The following is a 21,817-nucleotide window of genomic DNA, read 5'->3' as shown; positions in this document are numbered from 1 at the left end:
CCCACCCCAACATGAACGCTGCCCTGCCTCCGCACATCGAACCCAGCAACCTGCCCACCGACTTGGCCCGCGAGGATATCGCCGCGCATCTGCATCCATTCACGAACCTGGCTGCGCACCCGGATGTGGGCCCGCTCGTCATCACGCGGGGCGACGGCATCCACGTGGAGGATGACCAGGGCCGCCGCTATGTCGAGGCCATGTCGGGCCTATGGTGCGCATCGCTCGGTTTCAGTCATGCGCGCGTGATCGAGGCCGGTGTGGCCGCGCTGCGCGAACTGCCTTACTACCACACGTTCAATCACCGCTCGAACCCCAATGTTATCCGCCTGGCGGAGAAACTGCTGTCGCTGGCACCGGTGCCAATGTCGAAGGTGTTCTTCGCCAACTCCGGCTCCGAAGCCAACGACACCGCCGTGAAGCTGGTCTGGTATTACCACAATGCCATCGGCCAGCCGCTCAAGAAAAAGATCATCGCCCGCGGCAATGCCTACCACGGTGTGACGGTGGCCGCCGCCAGCCTGAGCGGCCTGCCCAGCAACCATCGGGACTTCGATCTGCCGATCGACCGCATCCTGCGCACCGCGTGCCCGCATTACTATCGCGGTGCGCAGCCCGGGGAAAGCGAGCGCGATTATTCGCGCCGCCTGGCGCGCGAGCTCGAAGCGCAGATCGTGTCCGAGGGCCCCGAGACCGTCGCGGCGTTCATCGCGGAGCCGGTCATGGGCGCTGGCGGCGTCATCGTGCCGCCCGAAGGCTACTTCGAGGAGATTCAGGCGGTGCTGCGACGGCACGATGTGCTGCTGATCGCCGATGAAGTGATCTGTGGCTTCTGCCGTACGGGCGAGATGTTCGGCTCCACGACATTCGGCATGCAGCCGGACATCCTGACCACGGCGAAGGCGCTCTCGTCGGGTTACATGCCGATCTCCGCAGTGATGGTCTCGGAGAAGATCCACGCGGCCATCGCTATCAACAGCGGCAAGATCGGGACATTCGGCCATGGCTTCACGTACTCGGGGCATCCGGTGACCGCTGCCGTGGCGTTGGAAACACTGCGCGTGTATGACGACGAGCGGATACTGGCGCACGTGCAGGCCGTCGCGCCGCATTTCCAGCAACGGCTGCGCGCGTTTGCCGGTCATCGCTATGTAGGCGAAGTGCGTGGCGTAGGGCTGCTGGGTGCCGTGGAACTGGCGCGCGACCCGGCCGCGCGCCAGTCGTTCGACCCGACCCTCAAGGCGGGGCCGCGTGTGGCGCAGCTCGCGCAACAGCACGGCCTGATCGTGCGTGCGATGGGCGACACACTGGCGTTCTGCCCTCCCCTGATCATCACGCCATCCCAGATCGATGATCTGTTCGAACGGTTCGACCGCGCCATGGCCGACTTCACGCGTGAGATAAATGCATGAGCCAGTCGCCGGCTTCCGCCATCGGACTCACGCATGCCGTCAACACGCGCCGGCAGGGCGTGGCGCTATTCTTCTGCGCGCTGATGTGCTTTGCATGCTACGACGCGTTCTGCAAATGGATGCTGCAGGAGGTGCCCGCTCCGCTGATGAACCTGACACGCTATATCAGCGTCAGCGCCATCGCCATGCTATGGCTGCTGCAGGCCGGCAAGCTTCGCATATGGCGCACGCCATGCAAGGGGCGGCTGCTGGTTCGCGGACTGGCGCTCGGCATCGTGGCAACATGCTTCATGGCGGCGCTGGTGACCATGCCGCTGGCCGAGGCCACCGCGATCTACTTCACGGCGCCGCTGATGATGGTGGCATTATCACCAGCGCTGCTCGGTGAAGCCGTGGGGCGCACACAGTGGTGCGCGGTGCTGGCCGGCTTTGCCGGCATGCTGCTGATCGTGCGGCCTGGCGGCAACCTGCCGTTGGTGGGCACCGTGCTGATGGTGATCTCGGCGGTCTGCTACGCCTTGTTCCAGTTGCTGACGCGCCAGCTGGCGGGCAAGGTCTCAGGCGCGGTGATGTACGCCTGGACGGCACTGGTGTGTCTGTTGCTGACGGGCATTCCCGCGTTGCTGATGCTGCCGCAAACCCTGCCACCGTGGCCCACGCTCCTGCTGATATTGGCGGGCGGCGCTTGCAGCGGAGTGGCGCAACTGTTGCTGCTGGCCGCATTCCGGCGTGTCACCGCATCCACGCTGGCGCCACTAAACTATTTCCAGCTGCTGCTGGCGGTGCTGATCAGCACTTTTGTGTTCCACAGGCCGCCCGATGGCGTCGCCCTGGCCGGCATCGGCATGATCATGCTCTCCGGTGGCTACCTGGCCCTGCACAGGCAGCCGGCATCCCTTTCGAGGAAATCTCATGTCTAGCCTTTCCAACGCCACGTCTTCCGGTTCCCCGTTTGCGTCGATCGAAGCCGTCGACCTGGTTGCCGCCGTCGAAGCGCAGCTGACACAAGCGATTATCGAAGGCCGCCTGCCACCGGGCAGCCGTATCGTCGAGGCTGACATTGCGCGGCGTATGAACGTAAGCCGCGCACCCGTGCGTGAGGCCGCACGACGCCTGGAACGTCAGGGCGTGCTGGTGGCAAAGCCACGCCACGGCTTCGCCGTGCGCACCGTAACGGTCCGGGAAATCGACGATCTGTTCCAGGTGCGACTGAACATGGAGCTGATGGCCGCGTCGCTGGCCTGCAAGCAGGCCTCCGACGCGGGCCTGGACCAGCTGATCGCGATGGTCGACGACATGGTGCGCGATGCCGAATCGCTTCCGCAGATCGAGCGCGTGGCGCGCGATCTCGCGTTTCATACGGCCATCTGCGAGCTGTCCGGCAACGCGTACCTGCACCGGGTGTTCTCCCAGATGCTGACGGAGATCCGCATGGTCGTGGCGGTGATCGACAGCGTCTATCACGATCCGCGCGCGGTGGCCGAAACGCACCGGCCCATCGCCTTGGCGCTGCGCACCCGGGACGCCGATGCCGCCACCGCGGCCCTGCGCTTTCATATCGAGGACGGCTGGAAGCACGTCCGGAATGTTTTCATGACCAAGCATGGTGCCACTCAGGCGCCCACCATGGAGTCTGCCCTGTGAAAGTCGTCTACAGCAACGAGCACATCGATCACGACCCCCGCGCATTCATCGTCCGCGGCCGCATGAAGCGCAGCAACGAGCAGCCCGAACGCGCCGAGCGACTGCTAGCCGCCGTGCGAGCGGATGGCTACGACGTCATCGCCCCCGATGACCACGGCCCCGGGCCCCGCGCGGCCATACACACGCCCGAGTACCTGCGCTTCCTAGAAACCGTCTACGACCGCTGGCAGTTGCTACCCGATGCTTCCGAGGAGGTGCTGCCCAACATTCATCCCTTCCCGGGCCAGCCATGCACCTATCCCGATAGCGTGGTGGGCCAGGCCGGCTATCACATGGGCGACGCTGCGTGCTCGATTGGCCCGCACACGTGGCGGGCAGCGGTAGGCGCCGCGAACTCGGCCGTGCATGCTGCCGAACTGGTGTTGGGCGGCGAACGTGCCGCGTACGCATTGTGCCGCCCACCCGGCCATCATGCCTACGTGGATCGTGCCAATGGCTTCTGTTACCTGAACAACAGCGCCATTGCGGCACAGCACTTGCGACGCGCGCATGACCGCGTGGCGATTCTCGATATCGACATGCACCACGGCAACGGCACCCAAGGCATCTTCTACCGCCGTAGCGACGTGCTGACCATTTCGCTGCACGGGGATCCGCATCTGTTTACGCCTTTCTTCACCGGGCACGCGCACGAGCGCGGCGATGGCGAAGGGCTGGGCTACAACATCAATGTGCCGCTAGCCAAGGGCACGGGCGATGAAGCCTACCTGGCTGCGCTGGCGCGCGTGATGGAGACGTTGCGCGCCTACGCGCCCGGCGCACTGGTCGTCGCGCTCGGGCTGGACGCCCATGAACGCGACCCGTATCAGGCACTGGCGGTCACCACACCGGGCTTTGCGCGCATTACCGCCGCCATCGCCCGGCTGGGACTTCCCACCGTCCTCGTGCAGGAAGGCGGGTATCTGTCCGAGGATCTCGGTCCAAACTTGTCCAGCGCGCTGCGCGGCTTCGTGAGCGCGGCATGAGTGCGGCCATCATGGCGCCTGCGGAGCGCGGTCACGTAAAAGTCCCGGCGTCGGCGGTGCTGAACGCAACGTCGCCCGCCGCGCCGCTGGAATGGGCACACGCGTTGCTGGCGCGTCATTGGGGCATATCAGGCGATTTGCGCGCACTGACAGGCGAACGCGACCGCAACTTCCTGCTGGCGCTGACCGGCGGTGCGGCGCAACCGCGTTACATGCTCAAGATTTCCCACCCGGCCGAGGCCCCCCTCGTGGCGGACTTCCAGACGCAAGCGCTACTGCATATCGCGCGAAGCGACCCCAGCCTGCCGGTGCAGCGTATCCTGCCCACGACCGAGGGCGAGGCTTCGGTGCGGGTCCGGGCGCCCGATGGCAGCATGCGAGTGACGCGTCTGTTCAGCTATCTGGAAGGCGAGCCGCTGCCTAAGGCCCGACGCTCTCCCGCGCAGGCCACGGCGTTGGCGACCATGTTGGCCCGGCTGGATCTCGCTCTGCGCGATTTCCATCATCCGGCCGGCGCACTGGAATTGCCGTGGGACATCCAGCGTGCCGACAGTATCGCCCCGCTGCTGGACAGCATCGCCGATCCCGCGCGGCACGCGCTGGCGCAGCGAGCACTGGACCGATTCGTCAAACATGTGAAGCCCCGGCTGCATGCCTTGCGCACGCAGCCCGTTCACAACGACTTCAACATCTTCAACCTGCTGGTTGACGCGCACGACCACGATCGCATCGCAGGCATTCTCGATTTTGGCGACATGGTGCACGCGCCTCTGGTCAACGACCTTGCCGTGGCAGCAGCCTATCAGGTTGATGCCGAGGGCGACACGCTTGATGCACTATCGCGCTTTGTGGCCGCCTATCACGCGGTGTTGCCACTGGAGCGGCAGGAAGTGGAACTGCTGTTCGACCTGATACAGGCGCGTCTGCTGATGGTGGTGGCCATCAGCGGCTGGCGCGCGGCGCGCGAACCGGCCAATGCCGACTACCTGCTGCGCAACAACGCCATCTCGTGGGCACGGCTGGCCGCCTGCGATGCCATTGATCGCCAACGCGCCATTGCGGTGCTATTCGCGCGCCTGCGCGCCTGAACGAGGTCCCCGGCATGTCCAACGATTCCCGCAACGAGACCCTGCAAGCGCGTCGAGCGCGGCTGCTTGGCCCAGCCTATCGGCTTTTCTACGAAGAACCGCTGCATATCGTACGCGGTGAAGGGGCGTGGCTGCATGACGCCGACGGGCGCCGCTATCTGGACGCCTACAACAACGTGGCCGCCGTAGGTCATTGCCATCCCCACGTGGTGGAGGCCATTGCGCGCCAGGCTGCAGCCCTCAATACGCATACGCGCTACCTGCATGGGGCCGTGCTCGACTACGCCGAGCGACTGCTGACCACGATGCCCGCCGATCTCGGGCACGCCATGTTCACCTGCACCGGCAGCGAGGCCAATGACCTAGCCATGCGCATTGCACGCGCATGCACCGGGAATGACGGGCTCATCGTGACGCGCTTTGCCTATCATGGCGTGACAGAATCCATTGCCGTGGCATCGCCGTCGCTGGGTCAGTACATCACGCTCGGCCAGCATGTGCGTACCGTGCCGGCGCCCGACAGCTATCGCGTGCCGCCCGAGCAGCTCGGCGTGGTATTCGCAGACGGCGTGCGTGCGGCGATCGACGATTTGCGTGCACACGGCATGCGCCCGGCGGCCTTGCTAGTCGACACCGTGTTCTCCAGCGACGGCATCTACACCGATCCACCCGGGTTCCTGCGCGATGCCGTGGATGCCGTACGCGCGGCAGGCGGCCTGTTCATTGCCGACGAGGTCCAGCCCGGGCTGGGTCGTACCGGCGAAGCGTTCTGGGGGTTCCAGCGGCACGGCTTAGTGCCCGACATCGTGACCATGGGCAAGCCCATGGGTAACGGACATCCACTGGCCGGGCTTGCCGTACGCCCCGATGTGCTGGCGCCGTTTGCACGCCAATGCCGCTACTTCAACACGTTCGGAGGCAACCCGGTATCTGTAGCGGCTGGCATGGCCGTGCTCGACGTCATCGAACGGGAGCAGCTCGGCGCCAACGTTCGTAAGGTGGGCGAGCATCTACGCACGCGTCTGCGGCATCTTGCCGCGCGTGACGCGCGCATTGGCGACGTGCGTGGTGCGGGCCTGTTCGTGGGTGTCGAGCTGGTGGACGATACGCGGAAGACGCCGGCCACGGCGCTTGCGCAGCGCGTTGTCAACACCATGCGGCGCCAAGGCGTGCTGCTGAACGCCACCGGCCCACATGCCAACATTCTCAAGATCCGCCCGCCGATGGTCTTCAGCGAGGCGCAGGCGGATCTGTTGGCCGATACGCTTCGCACAGCGCTGCAGGCCACCCCGATCACCGCTTGATATACGGGTGGCAGTCTCGCTGGCAGTCGGTTCGAGTCACTGCAGCCCTGGCATCGGGCCGACATCGCTGTCGCGTGGACAGGTGAGCAGAAGATGACCTCACGCAGAACCTCAGTTTCTTCGGGGACATTTGTTCAATAGCTAACGTCGAGATTGTCCCTCGCCCTCGAAGAGCACTTTCAAGTCAAGATCGGTGACATCGAGACAGAAAGGACACGCACTGTGTCCGAGTTAGGGCAGTTGGTTTCGGGAAAATTCGGGTATTCCTAACCGTCCGCTTTTCAAGGCTGGCGACTTCCGCTTTGGGTCGGCTACAGCCCGTCGCCGCCCGGGTCTTCGGCTGCCAAGACAATCGGGCTCTTCCCGGCCACAAAGGGCCATCGGAAGAACAAGATGTCAATGGCCACTTCTTGGCCCGAAAGCGCTACTGGATCAGCTCGTCGCCATAGAACGAGATGCGAGAACCACGTCACGACAACCCCTGGATCACCCCTCCTGGCGTAACGCCACCAGCGACGTCTGCTGTCCCGATATTGCTGCGGCAGCGGCAATGACCAGGTCAGCAAAGCGCCGCTCATCGTTCGCACCTTGCCAGCGCGGCTTGGTCACAGCAATGTTTATAGCTGCATGCGCGACGCCACTGCGATCGACCACAGCAGCCGCAACAGAATAGTCACCGAGCAGGTATTCCTCCTCTGTAAACGCGTATCCGCGCTCGCGAATGGCGACCAGGCGAGCCTGAATTTGCTCAGGCTGCGTCACGGGCGGGGATCCCAACCAGCAGCAACGAGGATTGCGGCTTCTCGACAAAGGGATATCAAATTCGAGTCGGCGCGTCGTTACGCAACGTTGGTCGCAATCGTCGTAGCTCCGCTTTGGATCGGGCGTCGCCGCGCCCCCACTGTTCCCGGATCTGAGGCGTCCCGCGCCGCCAGTCCTGCACCGTTATCGCGCTCACCGCCCCGGGATTGGGCCGCCGCTCGCCCGTGTCACTTGCCCGAGGCATTCTCTCGCCATAACCCCTCCACCGGCCGCCAACGCAGGCCCCACAACGGATTCCAGCAGTTTTCGGGCTTACCGCCATCTGCTGGCACAGCGCTTGCTCATCTTGGATCCAAGAAGGGATTTTCTTCAGGACCCAAAGCCAAAACCCCATGATGACCAAGCCTCATGCTGCCTCCGCGACGGACGCGCACACTGCCGATCCCGCCAATGCTTGGATCACCCGTTTCGCCGCGCCGCTGCGGGCGCCAGCCACGCAGGCGCCGGGCCCGCTCGCCGGCCTGACGTTTGCGGCCAAGGACAACATCGATGTGGCCGACGTGCCGACCACAGCAGCCTGTGCCGAATTCGCCTACACGCCAACGCGCCACGCCACCGTCATCACGCGTCTGCTCCAGGCCGGCGCCGCGCTGCAGGGCAAGACCAATCTTGACCAGTTCGCCTGCGGGCTGAACGGCAGCCGGTCGCCGTACGGCGCCGTGCCAAATGCCTTCGACGCGCGCTACGTGAGCGGTGGGTCAAGCTCCGGTTCGGCCTATGCCGTCGCCACCGGCGAAGTCGATTTCGCCCTCGGCACCGATACCGCCGGCTCGGGACGGGTGCCGGCCGGCCTGAACAACATCGTGGGGCTCAAGCCGAGCAAGGGACTGATCTCGGCGTTCGGCGTGCTGCCCGCCGCGCAGAGCGTGGACTGCGTGTCCATTCTCGCGCGCACGGTCGCCACCGCGGTCAAGGTGCTGGAAAACGCTGCTGGCTTCGACCCGCAGGACCCGTACTCGCGCCGGCTGCGCATGGTGACCGAGCCGTTGCCCGCCACGTTCCGCTTCGGCGTGCCAGCCCAACCCGAATTCTTCGGCGACACGCTCGCCGCGCAGGCGTTCGCCGACGCCGTGGCCGATCTCGAAGCCCAGGGTGGCCGCGCGGTGCCGATCGACTATGCCCCTCTCGCTGAAGCCGCCTCGCTGCTGTATGAGAGCGCGCTGGTAGCCGAACGCTACGAAGCGGTGCGCGCGTTCTTCGACAAACAGGCAGACGCCGTGATCGAACCCGTGCGTTCCATCCTGCGTGCCGGTACGGGCTACGCCGCCGCCGACCTCTACACGGCCCAACACCGGTTGCAGGCGCTTGCGCAGCAGGCCGGCGCCATGTGGGAACAGATCGACGTGCTCTGCGTGCCGACCGCCCCCACACATTGCACGATTGACGACATGCTCGCCGAACCCGTGGCGCGGAACCGCGAACTCGGCCAGTACACCAATTTCGTCAACCTGCTCGACTACGCGGCCTTGTCCGTGCCGGCCAGCATCCGCCCCGACGGCCTGCCTTTCGGCATCACGCTGATCGGCCGCGCGGGCAGCGACTGGCAATTGGCCGACCTGGGCCAGCGCTTCCACCACGCCACCGGCCTCGCCCAGGGCGTCACCGGCGAGCCGCTGCCGGCGCCGGTACCGGTAGCCGCGCTGGAGCCGTCGGCGGCCACGCACCTGCCGCTGGTCGTAGTAGGCGCGCATCTGTCCGGGATGCCGCTCAACACGCAACTCGCCGAACGCGGGGCACGCCTGGCGCTCACCACCACGACCGCGCCGCGCTATCGCCTCCACGCACTGCCTGGCACCACGCCGCCCAAGCCAGGCCTGGAACGTGTGGCCGCCGGCGGCGACGGCGCCGCCATCGCCGTGGAGGTGTGGCAGGTGCCGCTGCACGCCGTCGGCAGCTTCCTTGCGCTGGTGCCGCAGCCGCTCGCGCTGGGCAGCGTGGAACTGGCCGATGGTAGCTGGGAGCACGGCTTCGTCTGCGAAGGCCACGCGCTGGCCGGCGCCACCGACGTGACTGCGCACGGTGGCTGGCGTGCCTACGTGCAGTCGCTTGCCGCCGCCTAGTCGCACGAACCCCCGCGCCGCCGCGCATTGCCGACAACTCTTTCGCCCCTCACACACTCTCTCAAACCAGGTACCGTCATGCCCAAGCACCCGCAATCCGCCGCCCCTGTCCACCACGCCACCGCTGCACCTGCCTCCGCCACGCGCCGCCAGATCCTCAAGGCCGGCGCCGCCGGCCTGTCCGTGCTTGCCGCGCCCGCCATCGTCCGCGCCCAGGGCAGCGGCCCCAAGATCCGTGTCGGCTTCTGGCCGGTGGCCTCGGGCCTGCCGTTCTACGCGGCCGTCGAGAAAGGCTATTTCAAGGAAGCTGGGCTGGACGTGGAAGTGCAGAAGTTCGCGAGCGCACAACAGGTGATGGAAGCCATGCTGGCAGGCCGCTCCGACGGTAGCGCCAACGGCACGGCATCGGGCGTGCTCGGCATCGGCGAAATCGCACAGCCGGGCCTGTTCAAGATCTTTTGCACCAATCCGACCAACGCCAAATTCGTGCTCGACGAGTTCCTGGTGGCCAAGGACAGCCCCATCAAGACCATCGCCGACCTCAAGGGCAAACGCGTGGCCAGCGGCCCGGGCGTGCAGAACGTGCTGCTGGCCAAGACCGTGCTGGAACGCGCGGGCGCCGGCAAGATGACCGTGACCGAACTGCCGATTGGCCAGCACGTGGCTGCGCTCGCCGCCGGCCAGATCGACGGCGTCTACACGCTGGAACCGACCGGCACCGTGGGTCGCATCAACGGCACCACGCGCGCGCTGGAAGTCGGCGTCATCGCCAAGTACGTGCTGGGCGATCCCATGGCCCCGTGGCACGGCGGCGCCGCCAGCCTCACCAGCGAATTCATCAAGAAGAACCCGGACGTGGCCAAGCGCTACATGGCGGCGTACCGGCGCGGCGTGGAACTGGTGCAAAAGAACCCAACCGAGGCGCGCAAGTACCTGACCGGCTACACCGCCATCGAAGGCGCGCTGACCGCCGAGGTGCCGATGGCCGATTACATGTTCTACGACCAGTTCAAGTCGACCGATATCGCCTACTTTCAGAAGTTCTACGACCTGTTCACCGAGAAAGGCATCTACTCGAAGAAGGTCGACGTCGCATCGCTGATCTACAAGGGCTGAGCATCATGAGCGAAATCGCCACCAAGACCTCGGCCGCGGCGCCCTGGGCGCCGCCTGCCTCCGCCGACGCCGCGCCCGTCAAGCCCCGCGCCGAACGCTTCCTGCCCGTGATCGGCCCGCTAGTCCTGTTCGTCATCTGGGACCTGGTGGTGCGTTTCGGGCTAATCAAAGCCATCCTGCTGCCCAGTCCGGCCGATACCCTGGCGGCGCTGGTCGCGGGGCTGGCCGGCGGCGCGCTGCTGACCGACTTCCTGGTCACCGTGGGCCGCACGCTGCAGGCATTCGCGTTCGCCGCCGTAGTCGGCGTGCCGCTGGGCGTGCTGCTCGGCAGCAACGAGCGCGCATACCGCAGCGTGGAATTCCTGATCGACTTCTTCCGCTCCACTCCATCGTCGGCGCTGATCCCGTTGTTCCTTCTGATCTTCGGCGTATCCGACTTCAACAAGGTCGCCATTGCGGCATTCGGCGCGCTGCTGATCGTGGTGTTCAACAGCGCCTACGGCGTCATCAACGCGCGCAAGCAGCGTGTGATGGCGGCCAAGGTGATGGGCGCCTCGCGCTGGCGCATCTTCAAGGACGTGCTGATTTGGGAAAGCCTGCAGCCGACCTTCGTCGGCCTGCGTTCGGCGGTGTCGATGGCGCTGGTCATCGTGATCGTGGCCGAGATGTTCATCGGTTCCGAGAACGGCCTGGGCCACGCCATCATCGACGCGCAGCAGGTGCTGAACGTGCGCACCATGTATGCGGCCATCCTGTCCGCTGGCGCGCTCGGCTATGTCCTCAACATCGTGTTCCTGATGCTGGAACGCCGCATTGTTCACTGGAGTGGAAGGTAATCATGAGCACCGTCATCAACGCCCCCGTCCACGTCGAAGTGCCGGTGCCGCCGTTCCGCCCGGGCCCGGCGGGCACCCACATCACCATTCGCGGCCTGACCAAGTACTTCGCGGGCTGGCCGCTGTACGAGAACTTTGACCTCGACATCCCGAAGAACAAGATCGTGTCGGTCTTCGGCCCCAACGGTTGCGGAAAAAGCACGCTGATCAACATGATCGCCGGACTGATTCCCGTCGACCGTGGCGAGATTCTGTTCGACGGCAAGGCGCTCAAGGACACCAAGATTGGCTATGTGTTCCAGAACTACCGCGAGGCACTGTTCCCGTGGATGCGTACGATCGACAACATCGCCTATCCGCTGCTGCTCGAAGGCCGTAGCAAGGCCGAGGTGGACCGGCGCATGGCCGAGCTGGTGGCGTCGTTCGACGTCAAGTTCGACCTGAACCGCTATCCGTACGAACTGTCGGGCGGACAGCAGCAGACCGCGTCGATCATGCGCGCGCTGGCCCCGGGACCCGAGGTGCTGTTCCTCGACGAGCCGTTCTCGGCGCTCGATTTCGAGATGACGCTGTTCATCCGCGAAAAGCTGCAGGAAGTATTCATGCAGACGCACACCACCATGCTGCTGGTGTCGCACGATCTCGAGGAGGCCGTCTACCTGGCCGACGAGATCCTGCTGCTGACCAAGCGGCCTACGCGCGTGGCTGAGATCCTCAAATACGACGACGCGCGGCCACGCACCGTGGACACGCTGTCGCAAGCCAGCTTCGTGGCTGCCAAGAAGCAGAGCCTTGAAATCTTCCAGCGTGAAGTCCGTCGCTAAGTCCGTCGCTAAGTCCGTCGCTAAGCCCGTGACCGGCGTCCGGCCGGCACCCCATAGCCGCCGGACGCCGTCTGTGCCACCATTGGCACAGCAGCATGCCTCAGCGAACCCGCACATGACGCCCCCCTCTGCCAACCTCCACCCCGACGCACCGGCCGCGCCCAATACCACCGAATTCGGCGGGCCGCCCCGCTCTCGCGCGGAGAGCGTCTATACCATGCTCAAGGCCGACATCGCCGAATTCCGGCTGGTGCCCGGCGACCGCTTCACCGAAAACGAAGTCTGCGAACGGCTCGGCGTGTCGCGCACGCCGGTGCGACAGGCACTGTTCCGGATGAAGCAGGAAGGCATCGTCGAGGTGCTGTTCCGCAGCGGCTGGCGCGTGCTGCCGTTCGACTTCCGCAAGTTCGAGGAGCTCTACGATCTGCGTATGGTGCTGGAGACCGAGGCTGTGGCGCGCATCTGCGCAGGCAGCGCTGATACCGACCGCGCCAGCCTAGACGCGCTGGCCGCGATCTGGCTGGTGGCGCCGGAAGACCGGCTGCAGGACATGGCGCAGGTGGGCGCGCTGGACGAAGCATTTCACTGCACACTGGTCAGCGCGGCCGGCAATGCGGAGATGGCGCACGTGCACCGCGAGGTCAGCGAGCGCATCCGCATCATCCGCCGGCTCGATTTCACCAAGCCCGCACGCATTGCCGCCACTTACGATGAGCACGGCAAGATCCTCCAAGCCATTCTCGCCAAGCGCGGCGACGAGGCCTGCCGCATGCTGCGCGCGCATATCGGCGCCAGCCAGCTCGAGGTGCGCAAAATCACCCTCCACGAGGTCTACCTGGCGCGCAACCAGGCCCGCCAGGCGCAGGAGGCCGTAGGCGGCCAGGACTGAGCCCGGATCGCGCCGGATCGCCTGGCGGGCAGCGTCGCTGCGGAACTTCCGGGCCTTTACACATTGACGCGCGCATCCGACGATACTCCCGATCACCGACAAGGAAGGCGCCGGCAGCACGGCACGGCCAACGCACTGTGGCAGCGTACGCATGAAGGCGCTCGAGCATTTCATCCGCGCGCTGTTGTGCCTCGCGTGGTGGTGCGCGCAGCCGACGTCAAAGTGATCAAGGCCTACGTGGCGACGGGCCTCGGCGTGGCCATCGTCCAGCGTGTGACCGTGGATCCCGCGCGCGATACCGATCTCGCGATCATCGACACGGGCGACGTGTTTCCGCCGTCAAAGGCGCACTTCAGCCTGCGCGGAGACCATTTCATTCGGGGCGACGTGCGGGTGTGCATCGAGATGGTCGGGCCGGGCGCGAATGCGCGGCTGGAACCCGGGCACCGTGGCGAGCAATGAGGCCAATACCATCAGGCCGCCACCGAGCCATGCCCACGCCGATAGCTGCTCGCCGAGCCACGCGTAAGCGAACAGCGCACCGAAAGCGGGCTCGCCGCCCATCAGCAACGCTACGCGCGTCGGGCTGCTGCACTTGACCGCAAAGTTCTGCGCGAAGAAGGCAAATAGAGTGCAGGCCAGCACGAGGTAGCCGATGCTGGTCCAGAATGCGCCATGCCCGGCGAGCGCGGGCAGCGGCTGCCACTGGGCGGGCATGAACACCACCGCGACGACGATGCTGCCGAGGGCCACCATGCCAGACTGGATCGCCGTGGCGGTGAGCGGTGCCAGCGTGGCATCGCGCATCACACGTTTGGTCACGCACATCATCAACGCGCGGAGCAGGGCAGCCAGCAGCATCAGCGCATCGCCCAGGGTGGGCGTCGACACGCCACCGCTGACCAGCGCGGCACCGGCCAGCGACAGCGCCACGGCCAGCCATTCCACGGGCAGGGGCCGCCGGCGCAGCAGCGCCCATTCCACCAACGGCGTCAGCGCGACGCACAGGCTGATGAGGAACGCGGCATTCGAGGCGTGCGTCATCGATACCCCGAACGTTTCGGCCATCAGGATGCCGAGCAGCAGCACGCTGGAGCCCAGCGCGCCCACCAGCGTGGACGCCTTCATCCCGCGCAAGGTGAACAACGACGGCGACAGCACGAGAAACGTGATGCCGAATCGCAGCGCGAGCAGGCCGAGCACCGGGTAGAACGCGAGCGCGATTTTGGCGACGCCGTAACTCGTCCCCCATACGACGGCCACGGCCAGCAGCATCAGGTCGGAAATCCACAGCAGACGGTTGGACATGGCTGGAGCGTATTGGCGTTGAACACGCCAGATTGTCGGGTATTGCGCTGAAAACTATAATCGGGTCCATCTGCACAGCTTTTATGTCGTAAATGCACAGATGAACCAGACCGAGCTGTTCGCCTTGTTGCCAGACATGGCCACGTTTTCCCGCGTCGTCGACGCCGGCAATTTCTCCGCGGCCGCTCGCCAGCTCGGCAGCACGCCATCGACGATCAGCCGGCAAATCAAGCGGCTGGAAGAAGCACTGGGCACGCGCCTGCTGGAACGTTCGACCCGCAGCGTGCGGCTGACCGATGCAGGCGCGCAGGTCTATCGCCATTGCCGCGACATGGTGGGCGCGGCGTCCGGCGCGGTGGATGTCGCCGGCCAATTGATGAGCGCGCCGCAGGGAAGAGTGAGCATCAGCGCGCCGATCGGCTATGCGCAGGCGGTCATCCACCCTCTGATCGCCGGATTCCTGCGCGAATGGCCGGAAATCGACGTGCAACTGATCTTTACCGACCGCGAGGTCGATCCGTTACGCGACGACGTCGATATCGTGATCCGCCTGACCCGTTCACCACCGTTAGGTCTGGCGGCGCGCTCGCTGGGCAACGCGCGCTGGCTGCTATGCGCCTCACCGGCCTATCTGGCCGCCCACGGCACACCCGCCACGCCGCACGACCTGACACGCCACGAGTGCCTGTACCTCGGTGAAACCGTCGACGACAACCGCTGGACCTTCCGCCGCAGCAGCGCGAGCCAGACGGTGCAAGTCCGAGGCCGTTACCTCGCCAATGACGTCGGCGCCCGCCTGGACGCCGCCGCACAGGCGATCGGCATCGCCGCCTTGCCCGAATTCGCCGTCGCGGATGGCTTGCAGCACGGCCACCTGGTCCAGGTGCTGGCAGACTGGGAATTCGAAGCACGGGCGTACATGGGGCCGGTCTGGCTGCTGTATCCGCCCAACCGCTTCCTGCCAGCGCGGGTGCGCGTCATGATCGATCACCTAATTGCCTCTCTTGCCGCACATGTCTAGGGCCGACATCAAATGTCGGGCGGGCTATTTTGAAATGTCGGCGCGAGCGTGCGTTTTGTGCGGGAGCGGGGACTTCTTGACGGGAATGCCGTCGGGCGGTGGCGGCGGCCGCGGCTGGCGGGCGCCTCCCGTCTTCAAGGGTATCTGTTAGCTACTAGCTAGTGAAGAGAAATGAGGAGGCCGGAGCTGCCCGGCAGCCGCGACTGTCTCTGACCGACCCATTGGAGCCCTTCACGTTTCTCCGAAGCGGACGTTGCCACGTAGAGTGTCCTCGCAGCCTACCCGAGTAAGAGCTTGTCGTTGCCAGACCCGAGGCGAGTCCCAAAGCCACGCGATCCTTCGCAAGTGCCAGAGGCGGAGATTTTCCAAATGTCCGATCGGATGATGCGAGAGGTTAGACAATGCGTGCCAAACCTTCACGGCACGACTAGGCTTTCTCCTGCGTGAAGATCTCAGGCTCGTCGAGATGGAATCGTGGAACGGGGTCCTCGCCGATTCTGGTCAATCGTGTCACTGAAGCCCGCGGCTTTCCGTGCTCTTCAACGTCCACACACAGCAGGTCTGGTCCAATCAAGCTTGCCGTCGCGTAGCCCTGCAAATGCTTAGCGCCGTCCCTGACAGTCTGAAGAATCGCCTTTCTCGAGCGTCCCTTTATGACGTGAACCGCACCGTCGGCATCCGCCACCCACGTTTGAGTGATGCTAACCTCGTCGGTCTGTATCGCATCCATCTGTGCAGTCGCGTGGAGCCAGAGCTTGCGTTGGATCTCGCCAAGATCCGTCTCGCTGCCTTCATACGGGTAGGGCGAGACAACAACGTCTTTGAATAGAACAACTTCGCCGAACGCTCGTCGCTCGGCCTCGACAACGTGCTTCAATCGCGACGCGCGACTTCGCCAAACCAGCCCTTCGGCTTCCTGCAATAAGTGCGCTCCCCGTTTGCCATCGCCGTTAAGATAGGCCTCATGCGACATCTTCAGCAGCTCACGAAAGACGCCGATAAGTCGGGGCGTTTTGATCTTCTTCTCCGCGAAATGTGCTCCTGCTTGCAAATCTGCGAACGCTTCTTCTAAGCGCTGTGCTTGACTACGTGCAGGAGTGTCCCAGTCGTATTCGGGGAACCTATCTGGCGCGCAGAGAATAATAGTCGCCCAGCTATCGTGGTATCGGCCCAAGGATTCGAATGTGCGGGTTTTCATGGTTGCCTGTGTAAGGGGCGACGTCGGAAGGCTATCAACGACGACAGCCGACGTACAAGATACTGCATCCCCGATTCATCTTTCTCAATGGTAGAGCCTGGGGGCGGCCAATAAGCTAAGCAAGCGGTCTAAGTCTGGTGTCTCAGATTCGACAAAGAACAGGTCCTCAGACGCGCCGGTCATTTTATCGGCAATGCCAATGACGAAGTCGCGACCGAACTGCGATCGCAGACTGGCCGAGATATCTCCTCTCGTTCGGCGAGCGTCAAGGCTAGCCTGGAGCGGTGCCGGGATGCTGGCTGGATGCCGCCGGAATCCGCCAGAATCCGTTGCACAGATGAATGGTACCGATCAAACAGCCGGGCGATCTGGTGAAGCGTGTCACCTTTCCGCCACCGCTCCCACATTAGTGCCTTCTGAGTCTCGGTGTAGTAGATCCGGCGCCTCTGTTTCATTTGCAACACCTCCACTGCTCATGCAGCGTCTAGTGTGTTGCATCGACCGGTTGAATCCACAGTCTAACTTCGGACTCTCGATGCCGTACGAGTTACGGGTCCTTCTTCACGTGTCCAGAGAGATGGCCTCCCAATCGTCCTTCGAGAGCATCCCGATCGATTGCGATTTTTTGCAGCTACGGCCTCAACATGAGGTAGAAAAGAGAGCTCTCGCACTGAGCGTAGTCGTTGCTATCTCTTATGGACTTGATCGCGCATCCGGCCGATCTTGGCTGGAAAGCGAGGGAAGCGGCGGTGTACGAGAGTAGCCCAGTCGCTTAGCTTGGAAGAGCCAGTGATCACGGATGACGCTAGCTTGCATATGAAAGTCGCCGGTTGGGTCCATTTGCAAATAAAGCACGCGCCAATTCGCGGGCGATTTGGCGAGCGGCCGACAACGTCGGTAGCGGTCCGGATCGAATCACCCTATGTCGCTTCATGGCCGAACGCGGAAGTTCCGCGGTCGCCAGGCCCGCCGCAGCTACGGATCCTCGGTTCCGACCCTTAGCCGTCGTCGATATCTCTAGAAAGTGGACGCTCCGACGCCGCCTTCGCGACCATTGGACTCATGTGGGCTACGACTCGATGAAGCAACGATACCCGCAAGCGTCGCGCACACGGCCTCGATGTTGTCAGGGCGCAGGTTTGTCGCACTGAGTAGTAAGCCGCCTTGCGCGTGATTGCGGCGAAGGTACCATGCGGAGAGTGCCGAAGGTGCGAGGCCGCGTGCGCGGGCAATGCCGACAACCACGCGGTCGTCGGCGGTTTGTGGCAGCGGTGCGATCACACCCAGACCCGCCATCAGCGTGCCCGGCAGAAACTCGCTGACATGCGCCAGCGTCAGGCGGCGCCGTTCGCCATAGAGTGCCTTCATCTGGCGTAAATGCCGCAGGTAGTGCCCATCCCGCAGAAACTCCGTCACCGCCAATTGGGTGGTCCGGTTCGGCGCCGGGGCCAACACGGCGCAGACCTCCACCAGACGCTCCGCCACTGCGCGCGGGGCAACGACGAAACCGAGGCCCAGCGCCGGGCTGATCGTTTTGCTGAACGCGCCGATATGAACGACACGCTCGGCGCCCTCGCCGGCGGCAAGCGCCGGTGCGGCCCGGCCGTCGAGCTGTAGTTCTCCGAGATAGTCGTCTTCGATGATCCAGGCCCCCCTTGTCGCCGCCCATTCGAGCAGCGCGCGCCTGCGTGCCGGCGACATCGTGACGCCCAGCGGTGCATGCTGGCCGGGCGTGACCAGCGCCAGCAAAGCGTCTGGCGCGCTGGCGACGCCGGCTTCGACGCGCAGCCCCTCGGCATCAATGGGTACGGGTACGACCTCGGCTCCGGTCACTTCCAGTGCTCGCCTTCCGAGCGGATACCCGGGCTCCTCGAGCCACGCCTTGCGGCCGTGCGCGCGCAGGGCGGTCAGTGCCAGCATCAGACCCTGCCGGTATCCACTGGTAACGATGATTTGATCCGGATGACATTGCATCTGCCTGCTTACGGCCAGGTGGCTCGCGATCTGGGCTCGCAGGGCAGGCTCGCCGCGCGGATCAGCATAGGCCGTGTAAGCGAAGGCATCGGCGCGTACGGCACGCGTCCGCATGCGGGCCCAGAGCTTGGCGGGAAACGCGTCGTGGGCAGGTACGCCCATTTGGAACGGAAGCGGGACGCTCGAGAACGGGCGGGTGAAATCCGCCAGAGGCCCATCGAGTGCGGCTTCGCCGCCGGCTCGCCCGACAGGTAGCCGCGCGCATACGTGTGTGCCCGCGGAGCCCGCGCCGAACACCAGATTCTCGGCGATCAGACGGTCGTAGGCGACACGGATGGTGCCGCGGGCGACGCCAAGCTGCGCAGCGAGGTCCCGGCCTGAAGGAAGACGCTGTCCAGGTAGGAGCCGACCCTCGACGATCGCCTGTCGCAGGCTCGCATGGATCTGGTCGCCGATCGGCACGGCGGTGGCGCGGTCCACCAGAACGGACAGCACGGCGGGCGAATTCGGGTGATTCATTTTGGGCCAGTCGTTTCTCCACTTTTTGGGCCTGTATCTTCAATGCCTGGCGGAGTAACTTTGCGTTATGACATGAATCGCGGCCCAAGTCGATAGGCGGCTCGGGCGCGCGGACCGCGACGCTAGACCCCATCACCAACAGAAAAGGACCGAGATGACCCGCTTGAATTGGCAAGAGATAGCGCCTGACGGCGCGAAGGCGCTTTTTGGTATCCACCACTATGTCACGAAGAAGACGGATCTCCCCGAGGAGCTTGTCCACCTCGTGTTCCTCCGCGTCTCCCAGATCAACGGATGCGCGCATTGCATTGACATGCATAGCCGCGATCTCAGAAAGACCATGTCGGTCGACAAGATCACGCTGGTTCCGGTGTGGGATGAAGTACCGCACCTATTCGCCGAGCAAGAGCGGGCCGCGTTGGCCTGGGCGGAGGAAGTGACGCGCGTCAGTGAGACGCATGCCTCAGACGAAGCCTATGCGGCCGCCTCGGCAGCATTTTCGCCCAAGGACCTCGTTGATCTCACTATTACGATTGCCGCCATGAACGCATTCAATCGTCTCGGCGCCCCGTTTCGGCTTCCAGTTGCGGCAGCGGCGTAATGCGGGAACGCAGACCGCCCTCATGCATTCAGTCGGGTAGCCCACACAGTTGAACACTGATCCTTCAACACTCCTTTATCGACCGAGGGGTGCTCGAAGGGCATTCAGCCATTTTCCGTTTCCGGTATCAGCCGATGCTCCGAATGAGAGCCAGATCTTCGGAGAAAAATCGGGCTAATTGAGCGGGAATCTGGTGCAAGTAAGTGGTTTGGAAGCTGCAGAGTCGCGCTAATGGAAATCAAGCCAGCAAGGAATCAAGTCTCGACTGCTGCCTGTGCCAAAGCAGCCATTCGTTCAGCGATGGGCAATGACGGTTACTGGCCGGACTCGGCCGCCGGGCTAGCTGGGACGGGGCTCGCCGGCGCCAGCGGCGACTTCCGACCCAACGCGGTCCTTTGCGGCTCCAAGAAGCGGACGTTCCCATGTAGTTCCGTACCTGGCAGGGCTTCCGGCGGGTTGAAATCATTCGAACAAGCCGTACAATGGCCATACAAAACAATAAACGGGCCTGACATGAATCGCACTTTGTCGATTGCAAATGCTATTTTGTGTGTGATCGGAGGATGGCTGATCTTCTCCTTTGCACGGCAAACTCATAGCGTTCCCACCACGCATCTCTTACTGTTTATACCGTCGGGCGCCGCTTGGCTGGCGTTGAAGAAGCAGAGTCGAACTTTTGGCGGAATCGCCGCAGCAGCCAATGCCATCTTGGGCCTTACAGGCATTCTAGTAGTACTCGTGTCTGTGCTGGGAGGAGGTAATCCACAAGGGACGTTTGAGCCCGTCTTAGCGCTAGCTGGCATTTTCGTTCTCGCAGTGGCAATTCTCAATTTTCGTGCGGCTTGGGGCGCGTTCCCACCGGTGCAGAAGCAGCCAAACGAATCTGGGAAGTAACCACTGCAGACAAACTCCATCCTGATAGTCTGGCTCCGCGGCCGCAGTTTTCCGCATGAGTGACGGGCCCATCCGCACCGGGCCGGACTTCGCCCTGTCCAAGCGCGTATGTTTTTCCCGCACCTGGAACAAATGCTTTCCTTGGGCGCCGTCGGCCTCGTCGCAACGTCAAGGGGTGTTTGCCTGGTCATCACCCTTGGTGCCCAATGATCAAAGCCTTTTCCGGGGACGACCGCTAAGCATGCCATCCCGGTGGCATATTCGCCAGTAAGAGGATTGTGTGATCGACGGGAGCGATCTCTCCTAAACCGCTAACGCAAGCCCTAGCTCGGGGACGGTGGATGAGCCGGAGTCGTGAAATTGCCATACTCCGTCGTCAATGTTGTGCGACGGACGCCGGTTGGCCTATAACTGCCGGATCTCTCGTTATGGCCGGTCTCTGTCTTCGCACTATCTGCACATGAGCTTGCGCGACAGGTGTCTCGCTCGGGTTGTCAGCTACGTCATCGAGCCTTGAGTGAAACACCCTCGGGGAGGGCGCCAGTGGACAGAATTGCGCTCATAAGCTGGGCACTTTGTCCTGCTGGGGTAGAAAAAGCGATGTCACGCCGCAGCGGCGCCGATGAGATACGCAGCCGTCCGATGACTCGGCCGTCCCATTGCACGATCACCGCGTCTCCTACCGCGTTGGCCGTAAGCGTCGCCACACGTTGCGCCGCGGAATCAGTCAGGCGAATTGCCACCTCTGAAGTCGCCAAGGGTTGTGACTGCTCAATATCCCGTTCGGTGATCAGCGGCTTATCAGGCGTCGAGGCAAGGGCGACGTAAAGCTTGCCCTTTGTCTGTGTGAGTGTCTCCACTTGATTGGAGGTAGGGTGCCATCCGGAGAACTTAATCGAAACTAAATTTCCCTTTACCTGTGCACTCACTGAATCAAAAAAGCTTGGCTTAATCTTCTTGAACCGGTTCTCGACAATGCTCGCTACCCGAGATGCTCCATCGGCGTCCGTTCCGCCGACTTCCCACGTGCGCAAGGCTTCTTGTGCGAACGTCGCCCCAGAAAAAGCGACAAGAAGTGCGAGAATTATGGTCGTTTTCACCGAATGAGTTATTGGTTTCATCCTGTCTTTCATTTCGATCATTGCACGATTAATCGTAACCGTCCGCTGATGGCCGTGTGGACACGAGAGGCGAACCTATCCAGAGTAGTTCCCATCAAAATCTAGCGGGGACTACTTTGGAGACTGTGGCAAAGCGCGGTGGCCGCACACGCGGCAGCCGG

General features: G+C 63.8%; 19 protein-coding genes and 2 pseudogenes. 15 read left to right on the top strand and 6 right to left on the bottom strand.

Features of this window, described 5'->3' with window-relative positions:
* Nucleotides 1-11: 11 nt before the first annotated feature.
* The 6 genes from CYJ10_RS21260 to CYJ10_RS21235 are packed head-to-tail and all read left to right on the top strand — an operon-like array spanning nucleotide 12 to nucleotide 6,473.
* Nucleotides 12-1,412 carry an aspartate aminotransferase family protein gene (locus CYJ10_RS21260; protein ID WP_101683443.1) on the top strand — a complete coding sequence of 467 codons (1,401 nt, stop codon included), beginning with the start codon at nucleotides 12-14 and terminating at the stop codon, nucleotides 1,410-1,412.
* Nucleotides 1,409-2,332, top strand: a complete 924-nt coding sequence (locus CYJ10_RS21255; RefSeq protein ID WP_101683442.1) for a DMT family transporter — start codon at nucleotides 1,409-1,411, stop codon at nucleotides 2,330-2,332. The genes CYJ10_RS21260 and CYJ10_RS21255 overlap by 4 nt, the downstream gene beginning before the upstream one ends.
* Nucleotides 2,325-3,056 carry a GntR family transcriptional regulator gene (locus CYJ10_RS21250; RefSeq protein ID WP_101683441.1) on the top strand — a complete coding sequence of 244 codons (732 nt, stop codon included), beginning with the start codon at nucleotides 2,325-2,327 and terminating at the stop codon, nucleotides 3,054-3,056. The genes CYJ10_RS21255 and CYJ10_RS21250 overlap by 8 nt, the downstream gene beginning before the upstream one ends.
* Nucleotides 3,053-4,081, top strand: a complete 1,029-nt coding sequence (locus CYJ10_RS21245; protein ID WP_101683440.1) for a histone deacetylase family protein — start codon at nucleotides 3,053-3,055, stop codon at nucleotides 4,079-4,081. Before CYJ10_RS21250 ends, CYJ10_RS21245 begins: the two co-directional genes overlap by 4 nt.
* On the top strand, nucleotides 4,078-5,169 hold the full coding sequence (locus CYJ10_RS21240) for a phosphotransferase (protein ID WP_257993442.1): 1,092 nt from the start codon (nucleotides 4,078-4,080) through the stop codon (nucleotides 5,167-5,169). The genes CYJ10_RS21245 and CYJ10_RS21240 overlap by 4 nt, the downstream gene beginning before the upstream one ends.
* A gap of 14 nt (nucleotides 5,170-5,183) precedes the next feature.
* On the top strand, nucleotides 5,184-6,473 hold the full coding sequence (locus tag CYJ10_RS21235) for an aspartate aminotransferase family protein (RefSeq protein ID WP_101683439.1): 1,290 nt from the start codon (nucleotides 5,184-5,186) through the stop codon (nucleotides 6,471-6,473).
* 486 nt (nucleotides 6,474-6,959) lie between these two features.
* Here the strand turns inward: CYJ10_RS21235 and CYJ10_RS21230 are convergent, their stop codons facing one another.
* A complete protein-coding gene (locus CYJ10_RS21230; RefSeq protein WP_180863008.1) occupies nucleotides 6,960-7,235 on the bottom strand; it encodes an IclR family transcriptional regulator domain-containing protein in 276 nt (91 codons plus the stop codon).
* 392 nt (nucleotides 7,236-7,627) lie between these two features.
* Between CYJ10_RS21230 and atzF the strand changes: the two genes are divergently transcribed.
* The 6 genes and pseudogenes from atzF to CYJ10_RS34875 all read left to right on the top strand — a co-directional run.
* The gene (gene atzF, locus CYJ10_RS21225; protein WP_257993441.1) at nucleotides 7,628-9,355 is read left to right on the top strand and encodes an allophanate hydrolase; all 1,728 of its coding nucleotides are present in this window, start codon (nucleotides 7,628-7,630) and stop codon (nucleotides 9,353-9,355) included.
* Nucleotides 9,356-9,433: 78 nt separating this feature from the next.
* Nucleotides 9,434-10,471 carry an ABC transporter substrate-binding protein gene (locus CYJ10_RS21220; protein WP_101683437.1) on the top strand — a complete coding sequence of 346 codons (1,038 nt, stop codon included), beginning with the start codon at nucleotides 9,434-9,436 and terminating at the stop codon, nucleotides 10,469-10,471.
* 5 nt (nucleotides 10,472-10,476) lie between these two features.
* Nucleotides 10,477-11,307, top strand: coding sequence for an ABC transporter permease (locus tag CYJ10_RS21215; RefSeq protein WP_101683436.1), 831 nt, complete (start codon nucleotides 10,477-10,479; stop codon nucleotides 11,305-11,307).
* A gap of 2 nt (nucleotides 11,308-11,309) precedes the next feature.
* Nucleotides 11,310-12,131: an ABC transporter ATP-binding protein gene (locus CYJ10_RS21210; protein WP_101683435.1), complete on the top strand. Its 822-nt coding sequence runs from the start codon at nucleotides 11,310-11,312 to the stop codon at nucleotides 12,129-12,131.
* A gap of 115 nt (nucleotides 12,132-12,246) precedes the next feature.
* Nucleotides 12,247-13,020 (top strand): GntR family transcriptional regulator, encoded by a 774-nt coding sequence (locus tag CYJ10_RS21205; protein WP_101683434.1) that lies wholly within the window; start codon nucleotides 12,247-12,249, stop codon nucleotides 13,018-13,020.
* Between the two features lie 186 nt (nucleotides 13,021-13,206).
* Nucleotides 13,207-13,371, top strand: a pseudogene (locus CYJ10_RS34875) (LysR substrate-binding domain-containing protein); the annotation flags it as partial.
* Here the strand turns inward: CYJ10_RS34875 and CYJ10_RS21195 are convergent.
* Nucleotides 13,360-14,328, bottom strand: a complete 969-nt coding sequence (locus CYJ10_RS21195; RefSeq protein ID WP_101683432.1) for a DMT family transporter — start codon at nucleotides 14,326-14,328, stop codon at nucleotides 13,360-13,362. The pseudogene CYJ10_RS34875 and the gene CYJ10_RS21195 overlap by 12 nt on opposite strands.
* A gap of 100 nt (nucleotides 14,329-14,428) precedes the next feature.
* On the opposite strand from CYJ10_RS21195, the gene CYJ10_RS21190 reads away from it, so the two are divergent.
* Nucleotides 14,429-15,349: a LysR family transcriptional regulator gene (locus tag CYJ10_RS21190; protein WP_101683431.1), complete on the top strand. Its 921-nt coding sequence runs from the start codon at nucleotides 14,429-14,431 to the stop codon at nucleotides 15,347-15,349.
* 427 nt (nucleotides 15,350-15,776) lie between these two features.
* Here CYJ10_RS21190 and CYJ10_RS21185 read toward each other — a convergent pair whose 3' ends face one another.
* The 3 genes and pseudogenes from CYJ10_RS21185 to pdxR form a co-directional block, all read right to left on the bottom strand.
* Nucleotides 15,777-16,547, bottom strand: a complete 771-nt coding sequence (locus CYJ10_RS21185; protein ID WP_101683430.1) for a hypothetical protein — start codon at nucleotides 16,545-16,547, stop codon at nucleotides 15,777-15,779.
* 206 nt (nucleotides 16,548-16,753) lie between these two features.
* Nucleotides 16,754-17,002, bottom strand: a pseudogene (locus CYJ10_RS21180) (IS30 family transposase); the annotation flags it as partial.
* 562 nt (nucleotides 17,003-17,564) lie between these two features.
* A complete protein-coding gene (pdxR, locus tag CYJ10_RS21175) occupies nucleotides 17,565-19,040 on the bottom strand; it encodes a MocR-like pyridoxine biosynthesis transcription factor PdxR (protein WP_101683429.1) in 1,476 nt (491 codons plus the stop codon).
* Between the two features lie 154 nt (nucleotides 19,041-19,194).
* On the opposite strand from pdxR, the gene CYJ10_RS21170 reads away from it, so the two are divergent.
* Both CYJ10_RS21170 and CYJ10_RS33845 read left to right on the top strand, forming a co-directional pair.
* Nucleotides 19,195-19,641, top strand: coding sequence for a carboxymuconolactone decarboxylase family protein (locus CYJ10_RS21170; RefSeq protein ID WP_092295395.1), 447 nt, complete (start codon nucleotides 19,195-19,197; stop codon nucleotides 19,639-19,641).
* Between the two features lie 513 nt (nucleotides 19,642-20,154).
* On the top strand, nucleotides 20,155-20,535 hold the full coding sequence (locus tag CYJ10_RS33845; RefSeq protein WP_146002085.1) for a hypothetical protein: 381 nt from the start codon (nucleotides 20,155-20,157) through the stop codon (nucleotides 20,533-20,535).
* A gap of 503 nt (nucleotides 20,536-21,038) precedes the next feature.
* Here the strand turns inward: CYJ10_RS33845 and CYJ10_RS21165 are convergent.
* Nucleotides 21,039-21,677, bottom strand: a complete 639-nt coding sequence (locus CYJ10_RS21165) for a hypothetical protein (protein WP_101683428.1) — start codon at nucleotides 21,675-21,677, stop codon at nucleotides 21,039-21,041.
* Between the last annotated feature and the right edge of the window lie 140 nt (nucleotides 21,678-21,817).

Origin of the sequence: Cupriavidus pauculus, assembly GCF_002858765.1 — a bacterium.
GTDB lineage: Bacteria > Pseudomonadota > Gammaproteobacteria > Burkholderiales > Burkholderiaceae > Cupriavidus > Cupriavidus pauculus_B.
This window is presented reverse-complemented; position numbering and strand designations above follow the sequence as displayed.

What these genes read in the sequence shown, in the direction of transcription:
- pdxR (WP_101683429.1), bottom strand. Translation starts at nt 19,040, where the DNA reads ATGAATCACCCGAATTCGCCCGCCGTGCTGTCCGTTCTGGTGGACCGC.
- CYJ10_RS21235 (WP_101683439.1), top strand. Translation starts at nt 5,184, where the DNA reads ATGTCCAACGATTCCCGCAACGAGACCCTGCAAGCGCGTCGAGCGCGG.
- CYJ10_RS21205 (WP_101683434.1), top strand. Translation starts at nt 12,247, where the DNA reads ATGACGCCCCCCTCTGCCAACCTCCACCCCGACGCACCGGCCGCGCCC.
- CYJ10_RS21240 (WP_257993442.1), top strand. Translation starts at nt 4,078, where the DNA reads ATGAGTGCGGCCATCATGGCGCCTGCGGAGCGCGGTCACGTAAAAGTC.
- CYJ10_RS21170 (WP_092295395.1), top strand. Translation starts at nt 19,195, where the DNA reads ATGACCCGCTTGAATTGGCAAGAGATAGCGCCTGACGGCGCGAAGGCG.
- CYJ10_RS21185 (WP_101683430.1), bottom strand. Translation starts at nt 16,547, where the DNA reads ATGAAAACCCGCACATTCGAATCCTTGGGCCGATACCACGATAGCTGG.
- CYJ10_RS21255 (WP_101683442.1), top strand. Translation starts at nt 1,409, where the DNA reads ATGAGCCAGTCGCCGGCTTCCGCCATCGGACTCACGCATGCCGTCAAC.
- atzF (WP_257993441.1), top strand. Translation starts at nt 7,628, where the DNA reads ATGATGACCAAGCCTCATGCTGCCTCCGCGACGGACGCGCACACTGCC.
- CYJ10_RS21220 (WP_101683437.1), top strand. Translation starts at nt 9,434, where the DNA reads ATGCCCAAGCACCCGCAATCCGCCGCCCCTGTCCACCACGCCACCGCT.
- CYJ10_RS21260 (WP_101683443.1), top strand. Translation starts at nt 12, where the DNA reads ATGAACGCTGCCCTGCCTCCGCACATCGAACCCAGCAACCTGCCCACC.
- CYJ10_RS21215 (WP_101683436.1), top strand. Translation starts at nt 10,477, where the DNA reads ATGAGCGAAATCGCCACCAAGACCTCGGCCGCGGCGCCCTGGGCGCCG.
- CYJ10_RS21190 (WP_101683431.1), top strand. Translation starts at nt 14,429, where the DNA reads ATGAACCAGACCGAGCTGTTCGCCTTGTTGCCAGACATGGCCACGTTT.
- CYJ10_RS21165 (WP_101683428.1), bottom strand. Translation starts at nt 21,677, where the DNA reads ATGATCGAAATGAAAGACAGGATGAAACCAATAACTCATTCGGTGAAA.
- CYJ10_RS21195 (WP_101683432.1), bottom strand. Translation starts at nt 14,328, where the DNA reads ATGTCCAACCGTCTGCTGTGGATTTCCGACCTGATGCTGCTGGCCGTG.
- CYJ10_RS33845 (WP_146002085.1), top strand. Translation starts at nt 20,155, where the DNA reads ATGAATCGCACTTTGTCGATTGCAAATGCTATTTTGTGTGTGATCGGA.
- CYJ10_RS21210 (WP_101683435.1), top strand. Translation starts at nt 11,310, where the DNA reads ATGAGCACCGTCATCAACGCCCCCGTCCACGTCGAAGTGCCGGTGCCG.
- CYJ10_RS21250 (WP_101683441.1), top strand. Translation starts at nt 2,325, where the DNA reads ATGTCTAGCCTTTCCAACGCCACGTCTTCCGGTTCCCCGTTTGCGTCG.